21 protein-coding genes are annotated in these 23602 nt (G+C 58.5%); 9 read left to right on the forward strand and 12 right to left on the reverse strand.

The features are described from left to right. Positions 1-5 precede the first annotated feature (5 nt). Both ACYQ3S_RS04775 and ACYQ3S_RS04780 read right to left on the reverse strand, forming a co-directional pair. On the reverse strand, positions 6-353 hold the full coding sequence (locus ACYQ3S_RS04775) for a TIGR04076 family protein (RefSeq protein ID WP_459687573.1): 348 nt from the start codon (positions 351-353) through the stop codon (positions 6-8). 197 nt (positions 354-550) lie between these two features. Beyond that, on the reverse strand, positions 551-2209 hold the full coding sequence (locus ACYQ3S_RS04780; RefSeq protein WP_459687574.1) for a ribonuclease J: 1659 nt from the start codon (positions 2207-2209) through the stop codon (positions 551-553). Between the two features lie 718 nt (positions 2210-2927). Here ACYQ3S_RS04780 and ACYQ3S_RS04785 point away from each other — a divergent pair. Both ACYQ3S_RS04785 and ACYQ3S_RS04790 read left to right on the forward strand, forming a co-directional pair. Then, positions 2928-3581: a 3D domain-containing protein gene (locus tag ACYQ3S_RS04785; protein WP_459687575.1), complete on the forward strand. Its 654-nt coding sequence runs from the start codon at positions 2928-2930 to the stop codon at positions 3579-3581. Between the two features lie 78 nt (positions 3582-3659). Continuing rightward, positions 3660-4184, forward strand: coding sequence for a 3H domain-containing protein (locus ACYQ3S_RS04790; RefSeq protein ID WP_459687576.1), 525 nt, complete (start codon positions 3660-3662; stop codon positions 4182-4184). Between the two features lie 48 nt (positions 4185-4232). Here the strand turns inward: ACYQ3S_RS04790 and ACYQ3S_RS04795 are convergent, their stop codons facing one another. Next, complete coding sequence (locus ACYQ3S_RS04795) at positions 4233-4631, reverse strand: metallopeptidase family protein (protein WP_459687577.1); 399 nt, start codon at positions 4629-4631, stop codon at positions 4233-4235. Between the two features lie 144 nt (positions 4632-4775). Here ACYQ3S_RS04795 and ACYQ3S_RS04800 point away from each other — a divergent pair, with 144 nt between their 5' ends. Continuing rightward, on the forward strand, positions 4776-5342 hold the full coding sequence (locus ACYQ3S_RS04800; RefSeq protein WP_459687578.1) for a hypothetical protein: 567 nt from the start codon (positions 4776-4778) through the stop codon (positions 5340-5342). Between the two features lie 41 nt (positions 5343-5383). Here ACYQ3S_RS04800 and ACYQ3S_RS04805 read toward each other — a convergent pair whose 3' ends face one another. Further along, the gene (locus tag ACYQ3S_RS04805; protein ID WP_459687579.1) at positions 5384-5998 is read right to left on the reverse strand and encodes a hypothetical protein; all 615 of its coding nucleotides are present in this window, start codon (positions 5996-5998) and stop codon (positions 5384-5386) included. 131 nt (positions 5999-6129) lie between these two features. Then, positions 6130-6741: a cytidylate kinase-like family protein gene (locus tag ACYQ3S_RS04810; RefSeq protein WP_459687580.1), complete on the reverse strand. Its 612-nt coding sequence runs from the start codon at positions 6739-6741 to the stop codon at positions 6130-6132. A gap of 210 nt (positions 6742-6951) precedes the next feature. Between ACYQ3S_RS04810 and ACYQ3S_RS04815 the strand changes: the two genes are divergently transcribed. After that, positions 6952-7803: a sugar phosphate isomerase/epimerase family protein gene (locus ACYQ3S_RS04815; protein ID WP_459687581.1), complete on the forward strand. Its 852-nt coding sequence runs from the start codon at positions 6952-6954 to the stop codon at positions 7801-7803. 42 nt (positions 7804-7845) lie between these two features. On the opposite strand, the gene murC is transcribed toward ACYQ3S_RS04815, so the two are convergent. Then, positions 7846-9216 (reverse strand): UDP-N-acetylmuramate--L-alanine ligase, encoded by a 1371-nt coding sequence (gene murC, locus ACYQ3S_RS04820; protein ID WP_459687582.1) that lies wholly within the window; start codon positions 9214-9216, stop codon positions 7846-7848. A 180-nt stretch (positions 9217-9396) separates the two neighbouring features. Between murC and spoVG the strand changes: the two genes are divergently transcribed. Together spoVG and ACYQ3S_RS04830 are read left to right on the forward strand one after the other, a co-directional pair. Continuing rightward, on the forward strand, positions 9397-9657 hold the full coding sequence (spoVG, locus tag ACYQ3S_RS04825) for a septation regulator SpoVG (RefSeq protein ID WP_054327578.1): 261 nt from the start codon (positions 9397-9399) through the stop codon (positions 9655-9657). A gap of 57 nt (positions 9658-9714) precedes the next feature. Beyond that, positions 9715-10863, forward strand: a complete 1149-nt coding sequence (locus tag ACYQ3S_RS04830; protein WP_459687583.1) for an MGDG synthase family glycosyltransferase — start codon at positions 9715-9717, stop codon at positions 10861-10863. Between the two features lie 15 nt (positions 10864-10878). Here ACYQ3S_RS04830 and ACYQ3S_RS04835 read toward each other — a convergent pair whose 3' ends face one another. Next, on the reverse strand, positions 10879-11436 hold the full coding sequence (locus ACYQ3S_RS04835; RefSeq protein ID WP_459687584.1) for a TetR/AcrR family transcriptional regulator: 558 nt from the start codon (positions 11434-11436) through the stop codon (positions 10879-10881). A 177-nt stretch (positions 11437-11613) separates the two neighbouring features. Here ACYQ3S_RS04835 and ACYQ3S_RS04840 point away from each other — a divergent pair, with 177 nt between their 5' ends. Then, positions 11614-13911, forward strand: coding sequence for an efflux RND transporter permease subunit (locus ACYQ3S_RS04840; RefSeq protein ID WP_459687585.1), 2298 nt, complete (start codon positions 11614-11616; stop codon positions 13909-13911). After that, a complete protein-coding gene (locus tag ACYQ3S_RS04845; RefSeq protein WP_459687586.1) occupies positions 13898-16036 on the forward strand; it encodes a hypothetical protein in 2139 nt (712 codons plus the stop codon). The genes ACYQ3S_RS04840 and ACYQ3S_RS04845 overlap by 14 nt, the downstream gene beginning before the upstream one ends. A gap of 45 nt (positions 16037-16081) precedes the next feature. On the opposite strand, the gene ACYQ3S_RS04850 is transcribed toward ACYQ3S_RS04845, so the two are convergent. Continuing rightward, positions 16082-17869, reverse strand: a complete 1788-nt coding sequence (locus tag ACYQ3S_RS04850; RefSeq protein WP_459687587.1) for a Na/Pi cotransporter family protein — start codon at positions 17867-17869, stop codon at positions 16082-16084. A 113-nt stretch (positions 17870-17982) separates the two neighbouring features. Here ACYQ3S_RS04850 and ACYQ3S_RS04855 point away from each other — a divergent pair, with 113 nt between their 5' ends. After that, positions 17983-18645, forward strand: a complete 663-nt coding sequence (locus ACYQ3S_RS04855; RefSeq protein ID WP_459687588.1) for a gamma-glutamyl-gamma-aminobutyrate hydrolase family protein — start codon at positions 17983-17985, stop codon at positions 18643-18645. Between the two features lie 148 nt (positions 18646-18793). On the opposite strand, the gene rpoD is transcribed toward ACYQ3S_RS04855, so the two are convergent. The 4 genes from rpoD to ACYQ3S_RS04875 form a co-directional block, all read right to left on the reverse strand. Beyond that, positions 18794-20026 (reverse strand): RNA polymerase sigma factor RpoD, encoded by a 1233-nt coding sequence (gene rpoD / locus ACYQ3S_RS04860; protein WP_054327588.1) that lies wholly within the window; start codon positions 20024-20026, stop codon positions 18794-18796. Continuing rightward, a complete protein-coding gene (gene dnaG / locus ACYQ3S_RS04865; RefSeq protein ID WP_459687589.1) occupies positions 20023-21789 on the reverse strand; it encodes a DNA primase in 1767 nt (588 codons plus the stop codon). Before dnaG ends, rpoD begins: the two co-directional genes overlap by 4 nt. 36 nt (positions 21790-21825) lie before the next feature. Next, positions 21826-22827, reverse strand: coding sequence for a deoxyguanosinetriphosphate triphosphohydrolase (locus ACYQ3S_RS04870; RefSeq protein ID WP_459687590.1), 1002 nt, complete (start codon positions 22825-22827; stop codon positions 21826-21828). 110 nt (positions 22828-22937) lie between these two features. Then, positions 22938-23573, reverse strand: coding sequence for a YigZ family protein (locus ACYQ3S_RS04875; protein ID WP_459687591.1), 636 nt, complete (start codon positions 23571-23573; stop codon positions 22938-22940). Positions 23574-23602 lie beyond the last annotated feature (29 nt).

Here is a 23602-nt window from a genome sequence, read left to right on the forward strand (position 1 = left end):
CCGGGTCAGTCAAAAAACTTCCCCTTGAAGAAATTCTCATTTCCGAGCTTTTCCGCTGTCAGCCGGAACAGTACGCAGCCGTCCGGACACACAATATCCTTGGTATATCTGCCGCTGCCGCCGATATTCTCCAAATCGCCTCCGCTCCTGACCGCCTCCATGATCGGGAACAGCATCATCATGGTTTTGGAACAGATTCCCTGCCCCTGTCCGTTTACAGGGCAGCCATAGGTGCAGGTGTATTTGTCCCCGATCTCCTCGCCGTTCCTGCAGTACCGCTCCGTATGGTCGCCGCGCAGGAAACCGGTTACCTCGATCTCAAACGCATACTCCTCGTCATACCATTTCTTCATATCCGATTCTCCTCCGTGCGCGGCCGTTTCGGTTTACCCGCTTTACGGCTATTATACCACAGCGGCCCGCCGGCGGACAACCGCCATTTCCGCGCTTTCCTCTGCGCGGCTATCGAAAGCAAAAGGAAAACGACCGCTTTGAGCGGTCGTTTTTCGTTTCGTGGAAACGGGCTGCCAGCGCACCCCGCTTTCCTGCGTCAGATTTCCATAATGATCGGCAGCACCATCGGGCTGCGCTTTGTCTTTTTGAACAGGTAATCGCTCACATCGCCCTTGATCGCGGACTTGAGGCTGTTCCAGTCGCGCAGGTTCTCCGCCGCGCAGCGGTCGAGCGCCATCTGGGATATATTGCGCAGCTCCTCCATCAGATCCTCGGCTTCCTTTACATACACAAAGCCGCGGGATACGATATCCGGCCCCGCAATGACCACGCCCGTTGTTGCGTCTACCGTCACAACGACGACCAGCAGGCCGTCCTCGGACAGATGCTTGCGGTCGCGCAGTACCGCCGTGCCGACGTCGCCGATGCCAAGGCCGTCCACCAGCAGACGTCCTGCAGGCACGGGATTGCCCAGACGCGCGGAATTCTCGCTGATTTCGACCGGCCGGCCGATCTCGGTGATGAGGATGTTCTTCGGGTTGACGCCCATTTCGCGCGCCAGCCCTGCATGCTGCATCAGCATGCGGTATTCGCCGTGTACGGGGATGAAGTACTTCGGCTTGCACAGGCCCAGCATCAGCTTGAGGTCCTCCTGGCACGCATGGCCGGAAACATGGATCGCAGCTGAACGGTCATAAATGACCTCCGCGCCCTGCTTATACAGCTCATTGACCATATTGTTGATCGACTTCTCATTGCCCGGGATGGCGGAAGCCGCGATCAGGATACGGTCGCCCGCGTTGACCTCGACCTGCTTATGGCTGCCGTATGCCATGCGGTACAGGGCGGACATGGTCTCGCCCTGTGAGCCGGTCGAAACGATAATCAGCCGGCTGCGCGGATAGCGCTTGATCTCGGCAATATCGATCATCACCTTGCCGGAGTCCTTCAGATACCCCAACTCGGTCGCAACCTTGGATATCTTCTCCATGCTGCGCCCGCAGACCGCGACCTTACGCCCTGCTTTGGCTGCAATGTCAAGTATCTGCTGCAAACGGGACACATTGGAGGCGAACGTCGCGATGATGATACGCTGGTCGCTTTCCGTGATGAACTTCTCCAGCGACTTGCCGACGATCTTTTCACTCGGCGTATAGCCCGGCCGTTCGACGTTGGTCGAATCGCTCATCAGCGCCAGGATGCCCTTTTTCCCCAGCTCGCCGATGCGCACCAGGTCGATCATCTCGCCGGAAACCGGCGTCAGGTCGATCTTGAAGTCGCCTGTGTGCAGGATCGTCCCCAGCGGCGTGGTGATGGCCAGTGCGACCGAATCCGCGATCGAGTGGTTAGTATGGATGAATTCCACCCTGAAGCACCCGAGCTTGATCGAATCGCCCGCCCGCACATGGTTGAGCTTCACCTTCTGCGGCATCTTATGCTCGGAGAGCTTGGTCTCAATGATGCCGCAGGTCAGCCGCGTCGCATAGATCGGCGCGTTGCATTCGCGCAGCACATACGGGATCGCGCCGATGTGGTCCTCATGGCCGTGCGTGATGACATAGCCGCGCAGCTTGTTCAGGTTGCGCTTGAGGTAGGTCGTATCCGGTATGACCAGATCCACGCCCAGCATGTCGTCGTCCGGAAACGCGACGCCGCAGTCCACCACAACGATATCGTTCCCGTATTCGATCACGGTCATGTTCTTGCCGATCTCGTTGAGGCCGCCCAGCGGTATGATTTTCAGTTTTTCTTTCATAATATCGATATCACTTTCCTTTTTTCATCAGATTTTTTCTTTTGTGTTGACACGGGTTCCTGCCCGTTCTTTTCAAAAGGCGTCCCTGTAATCCCGTTTTGGATGCCTTTACTTCAAAAAAACAGTGACGATGCGGTCCGGTTTCGCCGCGGAAAAAGCGGCGCATCCCCACGCGGAGCGCAAACACTTATTATTAGAATACCATAGTGCGGCACGCCTGTAAAGCAATTTTTATCCGCATCGTCTTACCATATCCTATAGTATCCACAGCCCCGCGCCGCTTATACCGCAGGGCTTCGTAAATTTGACCAAGCCCCGTGCGCCCCCGCCGCCGTTTCCGCGGCCTGCCGCCCGTTCCGGTTTGCGCAGGCGCTTCCCGCCGCAAGGCGCGCTTTCCTGCATTTGGATTTTGGGGGAAGGGCCGCACCGCATATCTTGTTTGTAACCCTTTGGGCGTACACAATCCCTATGGTTTTCTTGTCAAATATGCTGATTTTTTTAGAACACTACACAGACTTGCACGCCCCATACGCAAAGTATTAGTCATTTTGCACAGAATTCAAAAAAAGGCTTTGACAAATCCGCGAAAATGCAGTATCATGAGGTTACAGATCGGAAACAGATCGAAAACAAAACAGTAACAACCTGAAAACAAATCGGTAACACCGAGCCGCGGTCCCGCGGGTTTTCACGACGATTTTTTAGGAGTGTAACACAAATGTCTATTTCCCTGCGAAAGCATATGGCCAAACTCCTCGCGGCGACACTCGCTGTCAGCGCGATGGCAACGGCCAGCGCTGCTGCTCTGGATCAGCCAGTTGCGGTACTCTCTTCCAACCTCAATTCCTCGGTCGGCAAGGTCCTGACCGCGGACGAAATCAAGACCGCCGAGCAGTCCCTTGCGGAAGCAAAGGCCAAGGCAAAAGCGGAAGCGGAGGCAAAAGCCAAGGCGGAAGCCGCGGCAGCCAAGGCCGCTGCGGAGAAATCCGAGTACAACAGCCTGCTGACCGCGCCGGTTTCGACCAAGACGGTAGCCTACTCGTCCTCCCTGCTCGCCAGCGACGCGATCAAGAGCAACGCCACCTCGCTGGGCAATTACAAGCTGACGTTCTACTGCCCGTGCGCGGTTTGCAACGGCACCTCGAGCGGCAAGACCGCTTCCGGTACGATCGCGGCCGAGGGCCGCACGATCGCGGTGGATTCCTCGGTCATCCCGCTGGGCAGCCGCGTTTATATTGAGGGCTACGGCGTGTTTATCGCGGAGGATACCGGCGGTGCGATCAAAAACAACAAGATCGACGTATTTGTTTCTTCCCATGACCGTGCTTACGATCTTGGCGTACAGTATGCGAACGTTTATCTTCTCGGCTAAGTAATTTTTTTCAAAAGGGCTATGCTTGCATAGTCCTTTTTCTTTTGCTATGATAGGGTTGTTAAGGAAGTGACGACTATGAATGCTGCCGAACGGCGTATCAAAATTACCCATCTGCTCGCGCAGTCCGACGGACCGGTTTCCGCAACCGCGCTGGCCGCTCAGTGCGGCGTCAGCCGCCAGATCATCGTGGGCGACGTGGCCCTGCTGCGCGCGGGCGGCTTGGCGGTGCTCGCCACGCCGCGCGGCTACATCCTGGAAAACCCCGCCGCGCCGGTCTACGCGGAACGCCGCGTCGTCTGCCATCATGGGGACGACCGCCTGCGCGACGAGCTGTACACGGTCGTCGATCTGGGCGGCGCGCTGATCGACGTGACCGTCGAGCATCCGGTTTATGGCCAGATCTGCGCGCCGCTGCACATTTTCTCCCGCTTTGACGCGGACGCGTTCTGCAAAAAAATACAAAACCCCGGCACCCGTCCGCTCTGCGACCTGACGGGAGGCATCCATCTGCATACGCTGCGCGCCGCGGACGAGGCAACCCTCAGCCGCGTCGTGCAAGGGCTGAAGGACGGGGGCTTTCTGCTCACCGAGGAGCGGTAGCACCGGCCTGCTTCCGCCGCCGCTTTGAACGCACAAAGGGCAGGGCGCTCACGCGCCCTGCCCTTTTTCGTCCTCTTCCCTGCTCTGCGCGCGATAGGCCGCGATCTGCTCTTCGTCCCAGACCTCCAGGTCGCGCACGCCCGCGCGCCCCTCCACATGGTGACGGAACTCATGCCGCAGCACCTTGCGCATCTCCTCGGTCAGCGCGGCTTCATCCAGGCCGCGGAACACCCGCCTGAATGAGCCGTAAAACATCACGATATATTTCCCCATCGCCGGATCGACACGGTATTCCCCCATGATATACAGGTCGCCGTGCTCGTCCGCGGGGTGCAGCGGGTGTCCGGTATCCACCAGGATACCGCCGTTCAGCTCCTCATAAAACTGCTCCGGCAGCTCCTCCGCCAGCGCCTCCAGTATTTCTTCAAATCGGTCAATGGAAATCATGCTATCTTCCTTTCGCCTTTACTATACCATATCCGGCGCCGTTTCGGCAAGCGCGCATTTTGTTTTACATATGTCTTGACACTTATTCCATATTGCAGTATACTTTTGACCGTTGACAAAAGATCGGAAAGGAATGGAACCCCCATGACAAAAAGCAAAAGCCTGTACCATCTGGTGCTTGCCGGCGTCCTCTGCGCGATCGGCATTATTATCCCCATGTTTTCTCCCGTTAAAATCCGCATCGACCCCATGAGCTTTACCCTGGCGAGCCATGTCGCGGTCTTTCTGGCCATGTTCATCTCCCCGGCAGTCGGCGCAGCCGTCGCGCTGGGTACGACGCTCGGCTTTTTCCTCGGCGGGTTTTCGCTTCCCATTGTCCTGCGCGCGCTGTCCCATATCATATTTGTCGCCCTTGGCGCCATTTACCTCCAGCGGCATCCGGAGCTTCTGGATTTCCGGCAGACGGTGTCTAACCGCGGCCTCCGGCTGCTCAGTCTCGGCTGCTGGACAAGCGTTGTCCATGCCGTCTGTGAAGCGCTGATCGTCATTCCGTTTTATGCAGCTATGGCGATGCCGATGCAGGAGATGCTGCGGCTGATCGTCCTGCTGGTCGGCGTGGGCTCGTTTGTGCATTCCATGATCGATTACGCGATCTCGCTGCTGATCTGGAAACCGGTCAGCGGCACGATGCGTAAAGCCAAAACGGTATAACGCAAAAGCGCCGGTGCGTATTGCACCGGCGCTTTTACCATTCACGGCAGCTCGCAGCCGCCCCATTCGACCACCGTGAAGCCATCCCGCTCAAATTGCGCAAAGGTCTGCGGCGTAATCTCCTGCGGCACCTCCAGCGGCTTCCAGGCCATGAATACGCGCAGCACGCTGTCCGGCTCCGGTTCGATGGTCAGCCTTGCCGTCTCGGTATACCGGTCGGACTGGAACGAGATCAGGTTATAGGCATTCCCCTGCATCCTCGGCAGCCAGTACACGATAAATTCATTGTACTCCCGCGGCGTCAGGCCGATCTCCGCCAGCGTCTCCTGCAGGAATGCCGCTGTGTCCTCTCCGGCTACGCAGAACCCCTCGGAAAAGTCGTATTCCGTATCCGAGGAGCCCTCCCAGAACAGGTACGAGTATTCCTTTCCTTCCGCATCGACCAGCGTGCCGTCCGGATAAGCGGTTACGGCCCAGCCATCCTCATACGCCGGATAGGTGACGGTCAATTCACCGTCGTAATCCAACTGGGCCAGCACCTCGGTGGCCTCCTCCGGATAGAGGTAGATCAACGGCTTTTCATCTTTCTGATCTCCGCAGCCCGACAGCAGCAGCACCAGCATGGCCGTCAGCCCGCCTGTAAGCAATCGCTTCATTTTCATTCCCTCCTTTTACCTGTTCTGACGTTCGCGCGGCGGTTTTGTTCCGCGCTATGGGAAAGGCCGTATCCGAATGGATACGGCCTTTCCTCCCTCTCTTTTCCTCTAATCCCCATGAAGAAACGAGCTTATTTTTTCAGCCGGTTGACATACTCCAGAATAATATCCACAGAGTACTCCACGCCCAGCCGGCCGGCGTTAATGCACATATCGTAATGGTCGCACTTGCCCCATACCTTTCCGGTATAATAGTTGTAATAGGTAGAGCGCTGCTTATCCATTTTTTCCAGCGCCGCCTGCGGCGTCTTGCCCTCGATCTCATAGTCCCCGCAGCTCTGAATCCGCTTGATGCGGTCCTCGATCGAGCCGTGGATAAAGAAATCGAACTTGTTCGGGAAGTCCCGCAGCACATGGTCGGCGCAGCGGCCGACGACCACGCAGGGCGCGTCCTCCGCGATCTCACGGATCACATTCGCCTGCGCCAGATAAAGCTGGTCGGTTAGGCTCATGCCGTTCAGCCCGACCGAACCGAACATGGTCAGCGAGTACAGGAAGCTGTTTGTCGCCCGTTTATCCAACTGTTCAAACAGCTTTTCATCAAAGCCGGTCTTTTTGGCCGCCCGCGTGATCAGCTCGCGGTCATAAAAGGAAATGCCAAGGCGGAGCGCGAGTTTCTGGCCGATTTCACGGCCGCCGGTGCCGTATTCACGGCCGATGGTGATGATTAAGTTGTTGTTCATAACGCACCCTCCTCACTGTTACGAAATTATACAAATTGCATAATTCTTTGTATGTTCAGTATGCACCCTTTCGTGATTTTTGTCAAGTGAAAATCCGATGTTTTTTTGAATTGCGAGAAATCGTTGACAATTACTTTCTCCCCATGCAAAATAAGGGTAAGGAGATAACCGAGGCTTTTATTGTTTTTTTATAAAAAAGGAGGCTTTTTTATGGCGCAGACCTGGCTTGGCATCAGTTCCTTTACCTATCCGTTTTTATCCGGCGTCAATCCCGCGCAGCGGCCGGCGCAACCGCTCACGCCGCTCGGCCTGATCGACAAGGCGGTCGCGCTCGACGTGGGCTGCGTGCAGTATTCGCACAACCTGCCGTTTGACGATTTCAGCGACGCCACCCTGGACGAGATCCGCGCCTATGCGCAGGAGCGCGGCATCCTGCTCGAAACCGGCATGAAAGGCATGACGCCCGCGCGGCTCGAACGGTATATCGATATATCCGCCCGTCTGGGCGTCAGCATGCTGCGCGGCATCACGGACGCCGCAGACTACGAGCCGCCGATGGAGGAGATCGTCCGCGTCGTGCGCGGCGTCCTGCCCCGTCTCGAACGGCACGGCCTGACGCTTGGCATTGAAAACCACGACCGTTTCCTCGCGCGCGAATACGCCGAAATGATCGCGCAGATCGGCCATCCGCTCGTCGGCCTGGTCGTGGACAGCACGAATTCGCTCTCCACCGAGGAGCCGATCGACGAGGTATTGCAGTATATGGCGCCGTACTGCGTCTGTTTCCATGTCAAGGATTACACAATCCAGCGCAGCAATTCCGGCGTCGGGCTGGCCATCACGGGCATGCCCGCCGGACAGGGGCGTCAGCCCATCCCCAAAATACTCGACTACCTGAAGCGGGAGGCGCCCCGCGATTTCAGCACGGTGCTGGAAAGCTGGATGGCGTGCTGCCCCACGCTGGAACAGACCCTTTCGCAGGAGGAGGATTGGGCGAACCAGAGCGTGGCATACCTCAGGCAGCTCGTCCCCGCGCACCCTCCCCGCAGCGGGCAGCCGTAACAGAAAAAAGCCGCAGGAGCGCGTCCTGCGGCTTTTCTGTTTTTATCGGATCAGCATGGGGCCTACCTCGTTGATATTCCCCGCGCCCATGGTAATCACCAGATCGTTCGGTCCCGCCTCGCGGCGCAGATAAGCCGCGATCTCCGCAAAGCTGTCAAAGGCTACCGCCCCCGGCACTTCTTCCGCCAGGTCGCTCGCGTACACCCCGACCGTATTCTGCTCCCGCGCCGCATAGATCGGCGCGAGCACGGCCTGATCGCACAGCTTCAGCGCCTCCACGAATTCAGGGAACAGCGCCTTGGTACGGGTATAGGTATGCGGCTGGAACGCGCACAGGATGCGGTCGAACCGCATCTCTCTGGCGGTCGTCAGGGTCGCTTTCATCTCATTGGGGTGATGGGCGTAGTCGTCCACCACGGTCGCGCCGCACGGCATTTTGCCAATCAACTGGAACCGGCGGGACGAGCCGGTGAACTGGTTCAGGCCGCGTTCCACCGCCGCGCCCGATACACCCAAAAACTCCGCCGCCGCGCAGCACGCCAGGGCGTTGAGCATATTGTGCCGCCCGGGAACGGACAGCTTGACCCGTGCATACGGCTTGCCGCCGATCAGGACGGTAAACTGGTAATATCCGTTCACATCCCGCACGTCTCCGGCGCGCACATCCGCGTCCGGCGCCATGCCGAATGTGCGGATACGCCGGTCCAGACCCGCGACGCTCCGCAAGGCGTTGGGATCGTCCCCGTTGACGACCACCAGCCCGTTCATCGGCGTCAGCTCGACAAACGCGCGGAACGAATGGATGATATCATTGATATCCTTGAAAAAGTCAAGGTGGTCCTCCTCCACATTGAGCACCACCGCGACGGTCGGCGCGAATTTGAGGAAGGAATTGCAGTATTCGCAGCTTTCCGCCACAAAGCAGCCCTTGCCGCCGATGCGCAGCGTACCGCCGATCGCGGGCAGGTTGCTGCCGACCATGACCGTCGGGTCCAGGCCAGCCTCCATGGCGATCAGCGTCATCATGGAGGTCGAGGTCGTCTTGCCGTGCGTGCCGGCCAGGCAGACCACATTATCGTAATCCCGCATCAGGTGGCCCCATGCCTCCGCGCGTTCCATCACCGGTATGCCCAGCTCATGCGCGCGGACGACCTCCGGATTATCGTCATGTACCGCGGCCGTGCGGACGACGAGCGAAGCGCCCTGCACATTTTCCGCCTTATGCTCATAGCTGATTTTTGCGCCCCGCGCCTCCAGGCGCGCGGTAACGTCGGTCCCCAGCCGGTCCGAGCCGGTGACCGGCACCCCTTTGGACAGCAGCAGCTCGGCCAGCGAATTCATGGATACGCCGCCGATGCCGATCAGATGGATGGTTTCCTTATTTTCAATATAGGGCTTGATTGAAAGGGCCATATTCCCCTAAGCCTCCTGCTATAATCTTCAGTCTTCGGGCGAAACCGCGGTTCCAGCCGAGAGGGCTTTGCCTGTACTGCTATTCTTGCCAGACAAGGTATATTATAGTACAAACCTGTCAAAATATAAATAGGCAAACAGACAAAATTAAAACGACCAATCGGAAAAAAGGAGTACACTATGGAAATCACAGACATCAAATTCCGCCATGTGGAAGAATACGGCCGCCTGAAGGCGCTGGTATCCGTCACCTTCGACGATATGTTCGCCGTGCATGACATCAAGATCATCGACGGCCATGACCGGCTGTTCCTCGCCATGCCGTCCCGCCGGATGCCGGACGGGCGCTTCCGCGATATCGCGCATCCGGTCGGCAATGCGCTGCGCGACGAGCTGGAGCACAGGGTGCTGGACGCCTATAAGGCTGCGTTTATACAGTAATTTGCTTTTTTTCCTGTTTTGATGTACAATAACTCTTATACAAGGAGAGGTACCGGTATGAGAGTATTGATTTTATCTGTCACAGCAGGCTTTGGACACCATGCGACCGCAAAGGCCGTGGGCGACATGCTGACCAGCAAGGGCGCCGAGGTGCATACGCTGGACGTTTACGCCTATATCAGCAACCTGATTAAGGCAACCATTGACAAGGGCTACCTGTTTTCCTCCAAGCACATGCAGACGCTGTACCGTCTGGTCTATCAGCTTGCGGAAAACGGCGGCGCGGGCTATTTCACCGCCGGCCCCAGCATCATCAACATCATCAACGCCCTCGGGGCGTCCAAGTTCGCCAGGGTGATCGCGGGCTACGCGCCCGATGTAATCCTCTGCACGCACGTTTTCGCCGCGCAGATGGTGGATGAACTGAAAAAGCGGAAAAAGCTTGACGATATCAAAACCATCGGCATCGTGACCGACTACACCCTGCATCCCTACTGGGAAGATGTGCCGCATGTACAGTATATTGTAACGGCAAGCGAACTGCTCACCTTCCGCTGCGTTAAGCGCGGCATACCCGAGCGCCGCATCCTGCCGTTCGGCATACCGGTGCATCCGAAATTCAACCAAAAGCTGGCGCGGGCGGACGCCGCGGCGCAGCTCGGCATTGACCCGCAGCAGCGCACGCTCCTGCTCATGGGCGGCAGCATGGGCTATGCCGACCATGTGAAAACGCTGGAAAAGCTGACCGCACTCGGCTTCCCGCTGCAGCTTCTCGTGGTCTGCGGCAATAACAAAAAGCAGTTCCTGCAGGTCGAACAGTTCGCCTCCCGCTATCAGGGCGACTGCGTAATCAAGCCATACGGCTTTGTCCACAACGTAGAGGTGATGATGAGCGCCGCGGACTGCATCGTTTCCAAGCCCGGCGGCCTGACGGTATCCGAGGCGCTTGCCAAAAACCTGCCCATGCTGCTTGTCGACCCGATCCCCGGCCATGAGGAGCGCAACGTGGAGTTCCTGGTCAACAACGGGATGGCGGCGCAGATCACCAAGCATTTCCCGATCGACGAGGCCGTGTACGAGCTGTTCCGCAACCCCGCCCGCCTGGCGACCGTGCGCCAGACCATGCAGGCGGTCGCCCATCCGGATGCAACCGAGCGGCTCGCGGATTTTGTATTACAATGGAACGAACCATCAAACGCATGCTGAAAAGCATGCGTTTTTTTATCCCCTGACCGGCTGCAGCATGGGGGAAAGGATATGTTCCATCAGCGCGATCAGCTCATTTTTCGGCAGCGGCTGCGATTCCGCGACCCACCGCTCGAGCATGCCTACCACGCCGGTCGCGATAAAGCGCGCGACGTAAACATCCTCCACGCCCCTGCACGGCACGGACTCCATGCGGCATTCCTCAATCACATGGATCAGCTTTTTGCTGAACCCCTCCGCCCCGCTCACGCGGAGCAGCGTGGTCACAATCTCCCGATTCTCCTCCAGATAATCCACCGCGCGCATGAGCACCGGATGCAGGGAGCCGCCGCCGTTCAAATGGATATCGTCGATCATTCCGCGAAAGTCCGCGATCATTTCGCTTTCTATTTTTTCGCGCAGATCGTAAACATCCCGATAATGCGCATAAAATGTTCCGCGGTTGATATCCGCTTCCCGCACCACATCGGTCACGGTGATGCTCTGAAAATCCTTTTGCTGCATCAGCCTTGTCAATGCCTGCCGCAGCAGCTTTTTCGTGCGCCTGATGCGTTTGTCCTCCCGCTCCTCCATCGGGACTCCCTCCCCGTCCGTTAATTCAAAGATAACATGCATTAAAATTTATTTTGTATATTATCGTTCATTATGAATAGATTTGATTATTGTGTATGTTATCCTTGTGTACTATACTATAACACGAAAAGAAATCGCACGCAATGTCTATTTTCAAGAAAGATGGTGTTTTTCTTTGTGAAACGAAAGGGACATAGTCCTGTTGACCTGATCATTCACAGCCGCAGGCTGATCGAAAAAGTGTTTACCGTACTTATCATTTTCAGTTTGATCTGTATTCCAATGGTCGGCGTTAACTACGACCTGACAAAATACCTGCCGGATTCCAGTCCGTCCGCGCAGGCGCTTGATATCATGGAGGACGAATTCACCTATCCCGGCATGGGGCGCGTCATGCTGGAGGACGTCACGCTGTACGAGGCGAAGAACATCAAGGACCGCATCGCCGATGTCGAGGGCGTCGATATGGTCATGTGGTGCGATCTGGAGACCAACATCTACGGTTCCAGCGCATTTATCGACTACACGGACATCGAGGATTATTACAAGGACGGAAAGGCCTATATGGACGTCATCTTTCTGGAGAAGGATTCGTCCAGCCGAACGCACAGGGCGGTTCGGGAGATCGAGCAGATCGTCGGGGACCGCGGCCTGGTGGCCGGTTCGGCGGTGTCGGACACCAACCTCGGCCCCACAATCAACGCGGAGGTCGCGCGCGTGATGGTGCTTGCGGTCATCATCATCTACCTGATTCTGACGCTCACCACAACCTCCTGGTTCGAGCCTGTGCTGTTCCTTTCGGTGCTTGGCATCGCCATTATCATCAACATGGGCTCCAACATCATATTCGGCGAGATCTCGTTCCTGTCCAACGCGGTGGGCGCGGTCCTGCAGCTCGCCTGTTCGATGGACTACTCCATTTTCCTGCTGCACGCGTTCACCGAGGAACGGGCCAACGGCGCCGAACCCGAGCAGGCCATGGCCAACGCGCTGCGCGCGGCCTTTTCCTCGATCGGCGCCTCCGGCGCGACCACTATCGTCGGCTTTGCCGCCATGGTGCTGATGAATTTCGGCATCGGTCCGGATATGGGGCTGGTGCTGGCAAAAGGCATCGCGCTGAGCCTTGTCACCGTGCTGCTGCTGATGCCCGCGCTGATCCTGCGCAGCCAGAATATCGTGGCGAAGACCCAGCACCGGCCGTTCGTCCCCAAGCAGTGGCGCGGCTTCGGGGAGTTTGTGTACAAAGTCCGCAAGCCGGTCCTGATCGTGGTGATGGTGCTGATCGCCCCCTGCTATGTCGCGCAGGGCATGGCCGACTTCACCTATGGCAACGAGGCGGTCGCCAACTCCCCCGGCACGCCGGTCTATGAGGCCGAGCAGCGGATGAACGCGGAATTCGGCCAGAGCAATATGATGCTCGCCCTGGTCCCGCTGGACAGCAACGTCACAGAAAAGGCCATGAGCGAGGAACTGGACGGCCTGCCCTATGTCAAATACTCCCTCGGCCTGGCCTCGGTCCTGCCCTCCGGCATACCGGAGGATTTTTTGCCGGAGAGCATCACCGGCATCCTGCACTCCGAGCATTGGGCGCGCGTAATCATCAACGTCCGTTCCGCCGGCGAAAGCGACGCGGCGTTCCGGTATGCGGATGAGATCCGCGCCATCATCGACCGGTATTATCCGGATGAGCAGACCTATCTGGTCGGCGTAACCCCCTCCACACAGGATATCAAGGAGATCATCGTGCCGGATAACAACCGCGTCAACATCGTCTCGCTGCTGGGCGTCGCGCTGGTGGTGGCGATCACCTATAAGGCGCTGCTGCTGCCGCTGGTCGTGCTGATCCCGATTGAATGCGCCATTTACATCAACACCGCGCTGCCCTACATCTACGGACAGCGCACCATGTACCTTGGCTTTATTATCGTCGGCTGTATCCAGCTCGGCGCGACAATCGATTATTCCATCCTGCTGACCGGCAACTATCTGGACGCCCGTTCGCAGGGCGATAAACGGGAGGCTGCCATCCGCGCGGTCACGGTCAGCGCGGAATCCATCCTGACCTCCGGCCTGATTATCATGACGGTCGCCTATGGCCTGTTCTTCCTCACCTCGGTCGAGGCGGTGTCCGGCCTGGGGCAGCTGATCGGCCGCGGCGCGCTGATCTCCATGATCCTTGCGCTGTTCCTGCTGCCGATGTGCCTGATGCTGTTCGACCGCTGGATCATAAAGCCGGATTACGCGCAGAAAAAGCACGCCAAAATGAACCGCATCCGCGGCAAAAAGCTGGCGCTGCCCACGCTCAGCGCGCTGCGCGAGCAGCGTCTGCGCCTGCAGGAGCAGATCCGCGAAAACCGCCGCGCCCGACATAAGGCCATCCGGAACCGGCTCATGCGCCTGCTCCATCCGCAAAAGCCGGCGGATACGCCGGATAAGGCCGACCAAGAGGAGGAAAACAACCATGTTCGCAAATAAGCTGCGCCGCCTGACCGCCTGCGCGCTCCTGGCAGTGCTCCTGCTGCCCCAGGCGGCGGTCGCCGCCGCGCCTGTCGTGGAGACCGACGAGGCGGTTTATATCAACCTGGATTACTACGGCATGCCCGAAGATACCCGTATCGTCAAGGGCGTGAACCTGAACGGCCATACCTCGTTTACCGACTATGGCGATTACAGCGCTGTATATAACATGTCCACCTATGACGAGCCTGCGCTCAGCGACGGTTCGGTCACCTGGGAGCTGGCAGACGACGGACAGCAGCGCTTCTATTATGAATGCATCCCCAACGGGGAGGAGCCTATACAGCTTCCGTGGAATTTCGATGTGTCCTATCAGCTTAACGGCGTACCCGTCGAAGCGGAAACGTGCGCGGGCGCGTCCGGTTTGATCGAAATGACCATTCACGCCGTACCGAACGAAGCCGCAAGCGAGTATTACAAAAACAATATAACGCTCATTTGCGGCACCGGCATCGACATGAGCGAAGCGCTCTCGATCGAAGCGCCCGGCGCGCAGGTACAGTCGATGGGTACCTACAAGATCGTCTTTTTCATGGGCCTGCCAGGCGAGGAAAGCACCTTTACCGTGCGGATCGGCTCAAACAGCTTTGAAAGTATGGGGCTGCTGCTTTTCCTGGCGCCCGCCACGCTTTCCTCGCTCGATATCCTCGCGGATATGAAGGATATCAAGGACCGCCTCGGGGACTCGGGCGACAACCTGTATGAGGGCCTCAGCAGCATGCTGGAAACGCTGCAAAGCATGCAGAGCGGCTTTAACACGCTGTCACACGGCGTATCCGGCATCAACGAGGTGCGCAAGCAGCTTGTCGAGGACCGCGGCACCCTCGATCCCAAAACCGACGCGGCCCTCGACGCGCTGGAAGAGCTTGCCGGCAAATCCGACTCCCTGATTCCCGAGCTGAACGCCATGAAAACCATACTGGTCACGCTCAACGCCACTGTCAACAGCATGCTCGGCACGCTTGAGGAATCCGGCGCCGATGTCATTGAATATCAGGAATTGCTCCGCAAGGTCAAGATATCCCTGGATAACCTGGAGGATATGTTCAACGATCTGGACGACGCCGCCGATATCGACGGATTTTATATTGACCAGCTGCGGGGCGATGTGGACGACCTGAAAAACGATATGGGCCGTCTGTCCTCCAACCTGAGTTCCCTCAGGAATTCCCTTTCCGCATTGGAGGATATCCAGGACGCGCTCATCACACTGATCCAGTTCGATTTGGAGCATCTGGTTTACGCCGGCATCATCAGCCCCGAAGAAGCGGCCGCGCTGGGCGATATGCTGTCCGCCCTCCCCTCCGGCCTGTCCGGAACGATTGCAGCGTCCAAGAAAACGCTGAGCACGCTGTCGGACGCCACGGACAGCTTGGAGAGCATGCTGTCCACCTCGGACGGCATCCTGGAAAACCTTGCGGATATCGCGGATGTGCTGGAGGATTACGAGGGGTTGCCGCAGGATTTCACCGCGGAGGGAAAAAAGCTCGCCGATCTGATGAATACCTCGCTCGAGCGTGTCAATCAGCTTGTGGCCGATATCCCCGCCCTGTCCACCTGCCTGCAGCAGATCACGACCGAGGCGGTCTCCGCCGCAGACAAAAGCGAGGAACTGATGGTTGCGCTCACCAAAGCGCTGTCCGCTTCCTGCGACATGCTCGACTCCACCAACGGCATCCTGCGCTCGGTCCGCGACCAGACGGACGCCAGCCTGCAGACATCGATCGACGGCCTGCTGGACGTTCTGGATAAGGCCGCGCGCTCCAACAGCGCCAACAGCCTGCAGAAAGCAACCGATTCGATCCACAGCGCGGTAGACGACGCGGAAAAGGATCTGGAAGAGGATACCAATGTCCTCAACATCGACGCGCAGGCCGAGCTGCAGTCCGTGACCAGCAGCCAGAACCCGACGCCGGCCAGCCTGCAGTTCATCCTGCGCACCCATGAGATAACGATCGACGATGATGAAGGAACCGCCGCCGCGGATCAGGGGCAGGCCGACGAGGGTGTGCTCGCCCGCATCGGGAACATTTTCAGAAAGCTTTTTTCCGCCATATACGGGGTATTCGCCTCTGAGGAATGACAAAAGCGCCGCGTTCTAACGAACGCGGCGCTTTCATATACTGCTTTAGGCCTTTTCCTGTGCCGGCTGAATCTGCGTCAGGTATTTCTGCTGATAATAGCGCAGCTTTTCCGCGAACTGCGGCGTGGACCGGTAGCCTTCCTTGGCGTATTCATGCGTATCGAATTCCTCGGCACCCTCGCCAAGCTGGATCGTATAAATCGCGATATTCGAGCAGTGGTCGCTGATTTTTTCCAGATCATGCACGATATCAAGGAAATGGATGCCGATCTGCATCGTGCATTCATTATTCCCCAGGCGCTGAATATGGTTGCTTTTCAGCCGCTCCTTGAGCGTATCCACGACCTCTTCCACCGGCTCGACCGTGCGCGCGATGGAAACCGACCGCGTCACATACCCCTCAACGGTCAGGTCAAGCGCCTCGCCGACCGCCTGGCACATGGTATGCAGCTCCTGCGCCGCGGTCTCTGAGAACGACAGATCGCTTTGCCGGAATTCCTCCGCGCGGTCAAAGATATTCTGCGCGTAGTCCCCAATCTTTTCAAAGTCGGACAGCGAGTGCATCATCTCCGCCGACTGGCGCCGCTGGTCGACCGAACGGATATTGTGGATATTGGTCAGATACCGCGCGACTTCTACCTCGGCACGGTCCAAAAAGCTCTCATGCTCCCTGAACAGGCTTTCGTTCGGCGCGCTTTTGTCAAACAGCGGCTCGGTGGCCAGCCGCAGGTTCTGCTTGGCCGCATCGCCCATATCCGCGATGCAGCGCTGCGCCTGCTCCAGGGCCAGCGACGGCGTCGTCAAGAAGCGGGGCTCCAAACGCGCCAGCGGGTCCTCCTGCTGCTCGCCCGACGGAACGCTCCATTCCGCCAGATGCACCAGCAGTTTGGTAAACGGCAGGAACAGAATCGTACAGGTGACATTGAACAGCGTGTGGAAATTGGCGATGCCGCCCTTATCGATCGCCGAATTCCAGAACGAGAAGCCGGCCGTGTACTGGATCGAATAAATGACGACCAAAAACACGATTGAGCCGATCAGGTTGAAGTAAAAATGCACCATCGCGGTTCGGCGGGCGTTTTTGGAGCCGCCAATCGACGACAGGAACGCCGTGATGCAGGTGCCGATGTTCTGACCCAGGATAATCGGTATCGCGGCGGCATAGGTGATCGCGCCCGTTGTGGACAGCGCCTGCAGAATGCCGACCGATGCGGACGAGGACTGGATGACCGCCGTTACGCCCGCGCCGACCAGAACGCCGAGCACGGGGTTGGCAATCGTCGCGAACAACTGCGCGAACTGGGGCAGGTCGGCCAGCGGCGCGACCGCGCTTTCCATCGTGGACATACCGATAAACAGGATGCCGAATCCGGAAAAGATATCCGCGATATCGCGCGTCCTGCGCTTTTTGGCGAGCATCATAATGATAACACCGGCCAGAACAATCAGAAAGGCGAGGTTTTTCGGCTTGAGCATCTCCATGAACAGATTGCCGCCCATCTCGCCGCCGCTGTCCAGCCGCAGGATCTGCGCGGTGATCGTGGTGCCGATATTCGCGCCCAAAATAACGCCGACAGACTGCCGCAAGGACATTATGCCAGCGTTTACAAAGCCAACCACCATGACCGTCGTTGCCGAAGAGGACTGGATGACCATGGTGACCACCAAGCCCATCAACAGCGCCTTAAACACATTGCCGGTCATTTTTTCCAGCGTTTTTTCAAGTTTGGAGCCAGCCGCGCGCTCCAAACCCTTTCCCATTGTGGTCATACCGTAGATAAACAGCGCCAAGCCGCCTACCAACTGTACGACCGACAGCACATTGAACTCCATGCGCTTCCTCCGTTTCACATACCCTTAACTTCATTTTTATTTTTCCCATACAATCTAAGTATAATGATTCTATATTGCCCTGTCAACGAAAAAAGGCATAGGAGGAGAAAGCTGTGCAACATCCACTGATTTTAATTTCCAGCGGCCGCGTAATGGGCAATTTATCCATATCACGACAGCAATCCGAGCTGTACGGCGCCTGTCTGGGCGGCGCCGGCGCGGCGGGCGTATTGTATACGGGCGGGCCGTCCGCCTGCCTTGCCGCCCGCTGCGACGGGCTGCTGCTCGCCGGCGGCGGCGACATCCATCCCTCCTGTTTCGGGCAAAACGTCCAAAGCGCCGCGCTTTCGGTTGATCCGGTGCGCGACAAGGAGGAGCGGGCGCTCTTCGATGACTTTTACCGCCGCCGCAAGCCCATCCTCGGCATCTGCCGCGGCGTTCAGGTAATCAACGTCTTTCTCGGCGGCACGCTGCATCAGGACATCCCCGCGCACAGCGGCGGCTGCCACGGCATCCGCTGTACCGGCGCGCTTTCCGTACTCGTAGGGCCGGCCCCCACGGTCAACAGCTATCATCACCAGGCGGTCGATCAGCCCGCGCCCGGCCTCCAAACCGCCGCGCGCGCCGACGACGGCGTCATCGAGGCGCTTATGCACGCCACCGCCCCTATCCTTGGCGTGCAGTGGCATCCCGAACGAATGGTGCCGCCCTTCTGCGAGGATGTGGCGGGCGCGAACCACCTTTCCCTGTTCCATTGGCTGATTGAGCGCTGCTGACGACTTGGGACTTCCCGCCGTTCCGCGCGCGCCCATCCCGTTCCCTCTCTGCACCGACAGGCAAAAAGCACCGGAAACAAGCGTTTCCGGTGCTTTTTTGATGTAACCGCAGTGCGCGTTATCCCTGAACGCCGGGCAAAAGCCCGCGTCAGTTCAGGAAATCTTTCAGCTTTTTGGAACGCGACGGATGGCGCAGCTTGCGCAGCGCCTTGGCCTCGATCTGGCGGATACGCTCACGGGTGACGTTGAACTCCTTGCCGACCTCCTCGAGCGTGCGGGTATGGCCGTCCTCGATGCCGAACCGCAGCCGCAGCACCTTTTCCTCGCGCGGCGTCAGGGTTTTGAGCACCTCGACCAGCTGCTCCTTGAGCAGCATGAACGAAGCCGCCTCAGCCGGTTCGGGCGCGTCATCATCCGGAATGAAATCGCCCAGATGGGAATCCTCCTCCTCGCCGATCGGCGTTTCCAGCGAAACCGGCTCCTGCGCGATCTTGAGGATATCGCGCACACGGTCGACCGGCATATTCATTTCCTTGGCAATTTCCTCCGGACTCGGGTCGTGTCCCAGCTCCTGCAGGAGTTGGCGGGAAACACGGATGACCTTGTTGATCGTCTCTACCATGTGTACCGGAATGCGGATCGTCCGCGCCTGGTCTGCGATCGCGCGGGTGATGGCCTGCCGAATCCACCAGGTCGCATAGGTAGAAAATTTGAAGCCCTTGGTCGAATCAAACTTTTCCACCGCCTTAATCAGGCCCAGGTTACCCTCCTGGATCAAATCCAAAAACAGCATCCCGCGGCCGACATAGCGCTTTGCGATCGAAACGACCAGACGGAGGTTCGCTTCGGCCAGGCGCTTTTTCGCCCGTTCGCCGGCCTTGATGTCCTTATCCAGTCCGGCGCGCTCCTCCGGCGGGATCGCGTCCCCCTCATTGCGGACGCGCTCGATCGCCTCATTGCCCCTCTGCATCTGTTCGGCGAGCGTGATCTCCTCCTCCGGACTGAGCAGGTCCACCTTGCCGATCTCCTTCAGGTACATGCGCACCGGATCGTCAATCGCAAAGGCCTCCGCCATCGCGGAGGTATCGACCAGCTCTTCCTCCGGCACCTCCTCGACGTCCTCAGGCTCGAACACCTCGTCATCGTCGTCGCCCAGCGCCTTTTCCAGCACGCCCTCGGTTTCGATCTCGATCCCCATCGACTCCAGCGTTTCATACAGCTTATCGATGTCGTCGCTTTCCATATCCAGCTGGCCGAGCGCATCCGCGATCTCCTTGAGCGTCAGCCGCCCGTTCTTTTTGCCGAGCGCCAGCAGGTCCTTCACCACCTGCTGCTGGTCCACCGCCTGCTCCGGCGCATTGCCATTGCCCATTGTCGTCATATCGTTTGTCCTCCCGCGTTTTGTTTTTTGATGCGTCCAAAGGTAAGCAGCGGGTCCTCGCCCGCTTCCTGAATGGTACCATCCCTGACACGCTGCATTCTTATGGTATCTATGTACTCGCGCAGCGCCTGCCTCTGCTCGCCAGCCGGCAGGCTCTGCTCCAGAATCGAAGATAAAAGGCTCATTTCATTCGGCTCCAGCCAGCCTTCGAACGGCAGTACGTCGACAATCTGCCCTTCCTGATCGAGCGCCAGCACGCGCTCATATATCTTACGCAGCACCGGCGCGGAAAACCATGCCGGCGGCAGCTCCTTTTCCAGCCCCGCGATCAGCTTTTGATCGGAGAACAGGAGCCGCAGCACATTTTCCTCCGCTTTCGCGGATTTTACGTCCGTATAGGCCAGCGTCCGGTCCTTTGGCTGCGCCATGCCGACCGGCGAGCGGATCTCGCGGCGCTCCGCGGCCTGCCGCCGCTTACGCCGGATGCCAAGCTCCTGCCGCACCTCGATATTCATGGCCTCCGCCGTTACGCCCGCCATTTTGGCGGCGCGTCCCGCGTATACCTCGCGCTCGATCGAGCTTTCAATGCCCGCGAGCATGCGCGCCGCATCCCGCAGGAACAGTACGCGCGCCTCGTCGTCCTCCAGATCGTATTTGGCCGCGATCTGCTCCAGCCGGTAGGCGTTGTGGTTTTCGCTCCGCTCGATGATCGCGCGGAACGCGTCCGCCCCCTTGGCTTTGATAAATTCATCCGGATCCTTGGCGCCCGGTATTTTCAGCACCTTGACCTGCAGGTCGCATTTTTTCAGAATATCGATCGCGCGCTGTGCAGCGGCCTGTCCCGCGCCGTCCGCGTCATAGGAAATCACGATTTGGTCCGTGTGGCGCGCGATAATACGCGCCTGCTCCTCGGTCAGCGATGTGCCGAGCGAGGCCACGGCGGAGTCGAAGCCAGCCTGATGCAGCGCGATCACATCCATATACCCTTCCGCGAGGATAAAGTACCCGTTCTTCGTCGTCTTGGCCAGGTTCAGCGCAAACAGGTTGCGGCTTTTATGAAAAATCGGCGTTTCGGGGGAATTGAGGTATTTGGGCTTGGAATCATCCATCACCCGCCCGCCGAACGCGATCACATTGCCGCGCACATCAATGATCGGGAACATGACGCGGTTCCGGAAGCGGTCGTAAATCCGCCCTTTTTCGCTGCGGCTGACCAGTCCGGCATCCATCAGTTCTTCCCGCGTATAGCCCTTGGCGGTCATTGCGTCGATCAGCGCGTGGAAGGAGTCGGGCGCATAGCCCAGCCCGAACTGATTCATAACGCGCCGGTGCAGGCCGCGGCCGATGAAATACTGCTGCGCCGCCCGATGCTCCGGCTGCCACAACGTCTGGTAGTAGAACCGCGCCGCGTCCTTGCAGAGCGCATACAGCCGCTCGCGGTGGCGCGCCGCTTTCCGTTCCGCCTCCCCCTGCTCGGGTACCTGCATGCCCGCGCGGTCGGCCAGAAAGCGCACTGCATCGGGGAATTCCAGCCCCTCGGCTTTCATCACGAACGTGATCACGCCCCCGCCCGCGCCGCAGCCAAAGCAGTGGAAAATCTGCTTGTCCGGAGAAACGGAAAACGAAGCGGTCTTTTCATTGTGGAAAGGGCAGAGACCGAAATAATTCGCGCCGCTTTTTTTCAGCTGCACATACTGCGAAACAATATCCACGATGTCATTCCGCGCGGAAAGCTCGTCCAAAAACACGCGGTCAAACGGCATTGCGCCCCCTCCTTCCCTTTATCTTAACCGTTTTCGTCAATCTTCAATCTTATTCCAGCTTTTCGGAATAAATAATTTTTTATAGGTGGAAATCGAGTACCGGTCGGTCATGCAGGCGATATAATCGCATACCACGCGCTCGAGCGGATCGCCCTGCGTCATCAGGACAAAATAATCGCTCGGCAGCTCGTCCGGATGCTCGACAAAATATTCATACAGGCTGCGCAGCATATTTTTCGCGCGCTGCTCCTCGCTCTGCGCCTCCGTCCCCTGGTATACATAGTCAAACATAAACTGGCGCAGCTCGAGCATTTCGTGGTGCGTCTTTTCGTCCATGCCGATCTCCTGATGCTGCTGCCCATAGGAGATCATGGCGGTCACCATCGTGTCAATGCGCCGCCCGTGGGTATCGCCCAGGCTGTCGAGCAAACGGCGCGGGATATCCGCCGCGCGGATCAGCCCCCCGCGGATCGCGTCGTCGATGTCGTGGTTGATGTAGGCGATCCGGTCCGCGAAATGGATGATGCGGCCCTCCGGCGTGTCCGCCTTCCTGCCGCCCGTATGGCACACGATACCGTCGCGCACCTCCCAGGTGAGGTTCAGGTCCTCGATCCGGTCGATCATACGCAGGCTCTGCTCATTATGCCGGAACCCGAACGGGCAGACCTCGTCCAGCGCGCGCTCGCCGGCATGCCCGAACGGCGTATGCCCCAGGTCATGCCCCAGCGCGATCGCTTCCGTCAGATCCTCGTTCAGCCGCAGCGCCCGCGCGACCGTCCGCGCGATCTGCGCCACCTCCAGCGTATGCGTCAGCCGCGCCCGATAGTGGTCGCCCTCCGGCGAAATGAATACCTGCGTCTTGTTGGACAGCCGCCGGAACGCTTTGGAGTGGATGATGCGGTCCCTGTCGCGCTGGAAGCAGGTGCGGTACGGGCATTCCTCCATCGGCTGCTGCCGGCCCCTGGAGGCGTAGGACTTTGTCGCCCAATCGGCCAAGGTCAGCCGTTCCCTTTCCTGCTGCTGTTCCCGCACAGTCATACGCGCCACTCTCCCTGCCTGAATTGCCTGCATAATAGAAATACCAGATGGAACTGCGATTTCCTCTTTATTTTCAAAAATTTTTTCAGAACATCCAAACCGCCGGCGTCCTATCGCACCCGCCGGCCCATGAATTTGGTTTCCACCACCTCGGCGTAGACCGAACCGGCAGTAGCCTCGGCCAGCGCCCCGTTCAGCGCCTGCTCCCCGCCCGCCGGCACCGTGCAGGTCAGCGTGACGTCCGCGCCATAATCCGTCTCCTCAATCGAACAGTCATAGTCCGGCAGCAGGTGCGTCACAATCTCATACAGGTGATACGGGCAGGCAATCAGCAGCACGCTGTACAGGCTCATCCGCTGGACGCCCGCCGCCGCGACCGCAAGCTGCGCCCCTTTGGTGTAGGCGCGCACCAGCCCGCCGGTGCCGAGCAGTATCCCGCCGAAATACCGCGTGACCACACAGCAGACGTTTTCCAGCTTTTCGTGCCGCAGCACGTCCAAAATGGGCATCCCCGCCGTACCCTGCGGCTCCCCGTCGTCCGAGTAGCGCATCAGGTTGCCTTCCCGTATGATATAGGCCCAGCAGTTGTGCGTGGCATCCCAGTACGTATCACGCATCTGCTTGACCCGTGCCACCGCCTGTTCCGCGCTTTCCACGCGCCACAGACGGCCGGTGAATTTGGAATGCTTTTCTTCAAACTTGTCCTCGCCGTATTCGGAAAACGGCACAAAGTAGTCTTTTCCCATGCTTTTATCCCCGTGCGCGGTTGGGTATC

This window comes from Agathobaculum sp. TL06 (assembly GCF_054658635.1).

What these genes read in the sequence shown, in the direction of transcription:
- ACYQ3S_RS04775 (WP_459687573.1), bottom strand. Translation starts at nt 353, where the DNA reads ATGAAGAAATGGTATGACGAGGAGTATGCGTTTGAGATCGAGGTAACC.
- ACYQ3S_RS04780 (WP_459687574.1), bottom strand. Translation starts at nt 2,209, where the DNA reads ATGAAAGAAAAACTGAAAATCATACCGCTGGGCGGCCTCAACGAGATC.
- ACYQ3S_RS04785 (WP_459687575.1), top strand. Translation starts at nt 2,928, where the DNA reads ATGTCTATTTCCCTGCGAAAGCATATGGCCAAACTCCTCGCGGCGACA.
- ACYQ3S_RS04790 (WP_459687576.1), top strand. Translation starts at nt 3,660, where the DNA reads ATGAATGCTGCCGAACGGCGTATCAAAATTACCCATCTGCTCGCGCAG.
- ACYQ3S_RS04795 (WP_459687577.1), bottom strand. Translation starts at nt 4,631, where the DNA reads ATGATTTCCATTGACCGATTTGAAGAAATACTGGAGGCGCTGGCGGAG.
- ACYQ3S_RS04800 (WP_459687578.1), top strand. Translation starts at nt 4,776, where the DNA reads ATGACAAAAAGCAAAAGCCTGTACCATCTGGTGCTTGCCGGCGTCCTC.
- ACYQ3S_RS04805 (WP_459687579.1), bottom strand. Translation starts at nt 5,998, where the DNA reads ATGAAGCGATTGCTTACAGGCGGGCTGACGGCCATGCTGGTGCTGCTG.
- ACYQ3S_RS04810 (WP_459687580.1), bottom strand. Translation starts at nt 6,741, where the DNA reads ATGAACAACAACTTAATCATCACCATCGGCCGTGAATACGGCACCGGC.
- ACYQ3S_RS04815 (WP_459687581.1), top strand. Translation starts at nt 6,952, where the DNA reads ATGGCGCAGACCTGGCTTGGCATCAGTTCCTTTACCTATCCGTTTTTA.
- murC (WP_459687582.1), bottom strand. Translation starts at nt 9,216, where the DNA reads ATGGCCCTTTCAATCAAGCCCTATATTGAAAATAAGGAAACCATCCAT.
- spoVG (WP_054327578.1), top strand. Translation starts at nt 9,397, where the DNA reads ATGGAAATCACAGACATCAAATTCCGCCATGTGGAAGAATACGGCCGC.
- ACYQ3S_RS04830 (WP_459687583.1), top strand. Translation starts at nt 9,715, where the DNA reads ATGAGAGTATTGATTTTATCTGTCACAGCAGGCTTTGGACACCATGCG.
- ACYQ3S_RS04835 (WP_459687584.1), bottom strand. Translation starts at nt 11,436, where the DNA reads ATGGAGGAGCGGGAGGACAAACGCATCAGGCGCACGAAAAAGCTGCTG.
- ACYQ3S_RS04845 (WP_459687586.1), top strand. Translation starts at nt 13,898, where the DNA reads ATGTTCGCAAATAAGCTGCGCCGCCTGACCGCCTGCGCGCTCCTGGCA.
- ACYQ3S_RS04850 (WP_459687587.1), bottom strand. Translation starts at nt 17,869, where the DNA reads ATGGAGTTCAATGTGCTGTCGGTCGTACAGTTGGTAGGCGGCTTGGCG.
- rpoD (WP_054327588.1), bottom strand. Translation starts at nt 20,026, where the DNA reads ATGACGACAATGGGCAATGGCAATGCGCCGGAGCAGGCGGTGGACCAG.
- dnaG (WP_459687589.1), bottom strand. Translation starts at nt 21,789, where the DNA reads ATGCCGTTTGACCGCGTGTTTTTGGACGAGCTTTCCGCGCGGAATGAC.
- ACYQ3S_RS04870 (WP_459687590.1), bottom strand. Translation starts at nt 22,827, where the DNA reads ATGACTGTGCGGGAACAGCAGCAGGAAAGGGAACGGCTGACCTTGGCC.
- ACYQ3S_RS04875 (WP_459687591.1), bottom strand. Translation starts at nt 23,573, where the DNA reads ATGGGAAAAGACTACTTTGTGCCGTTTTCCGAATACGGCGAGGACAAG.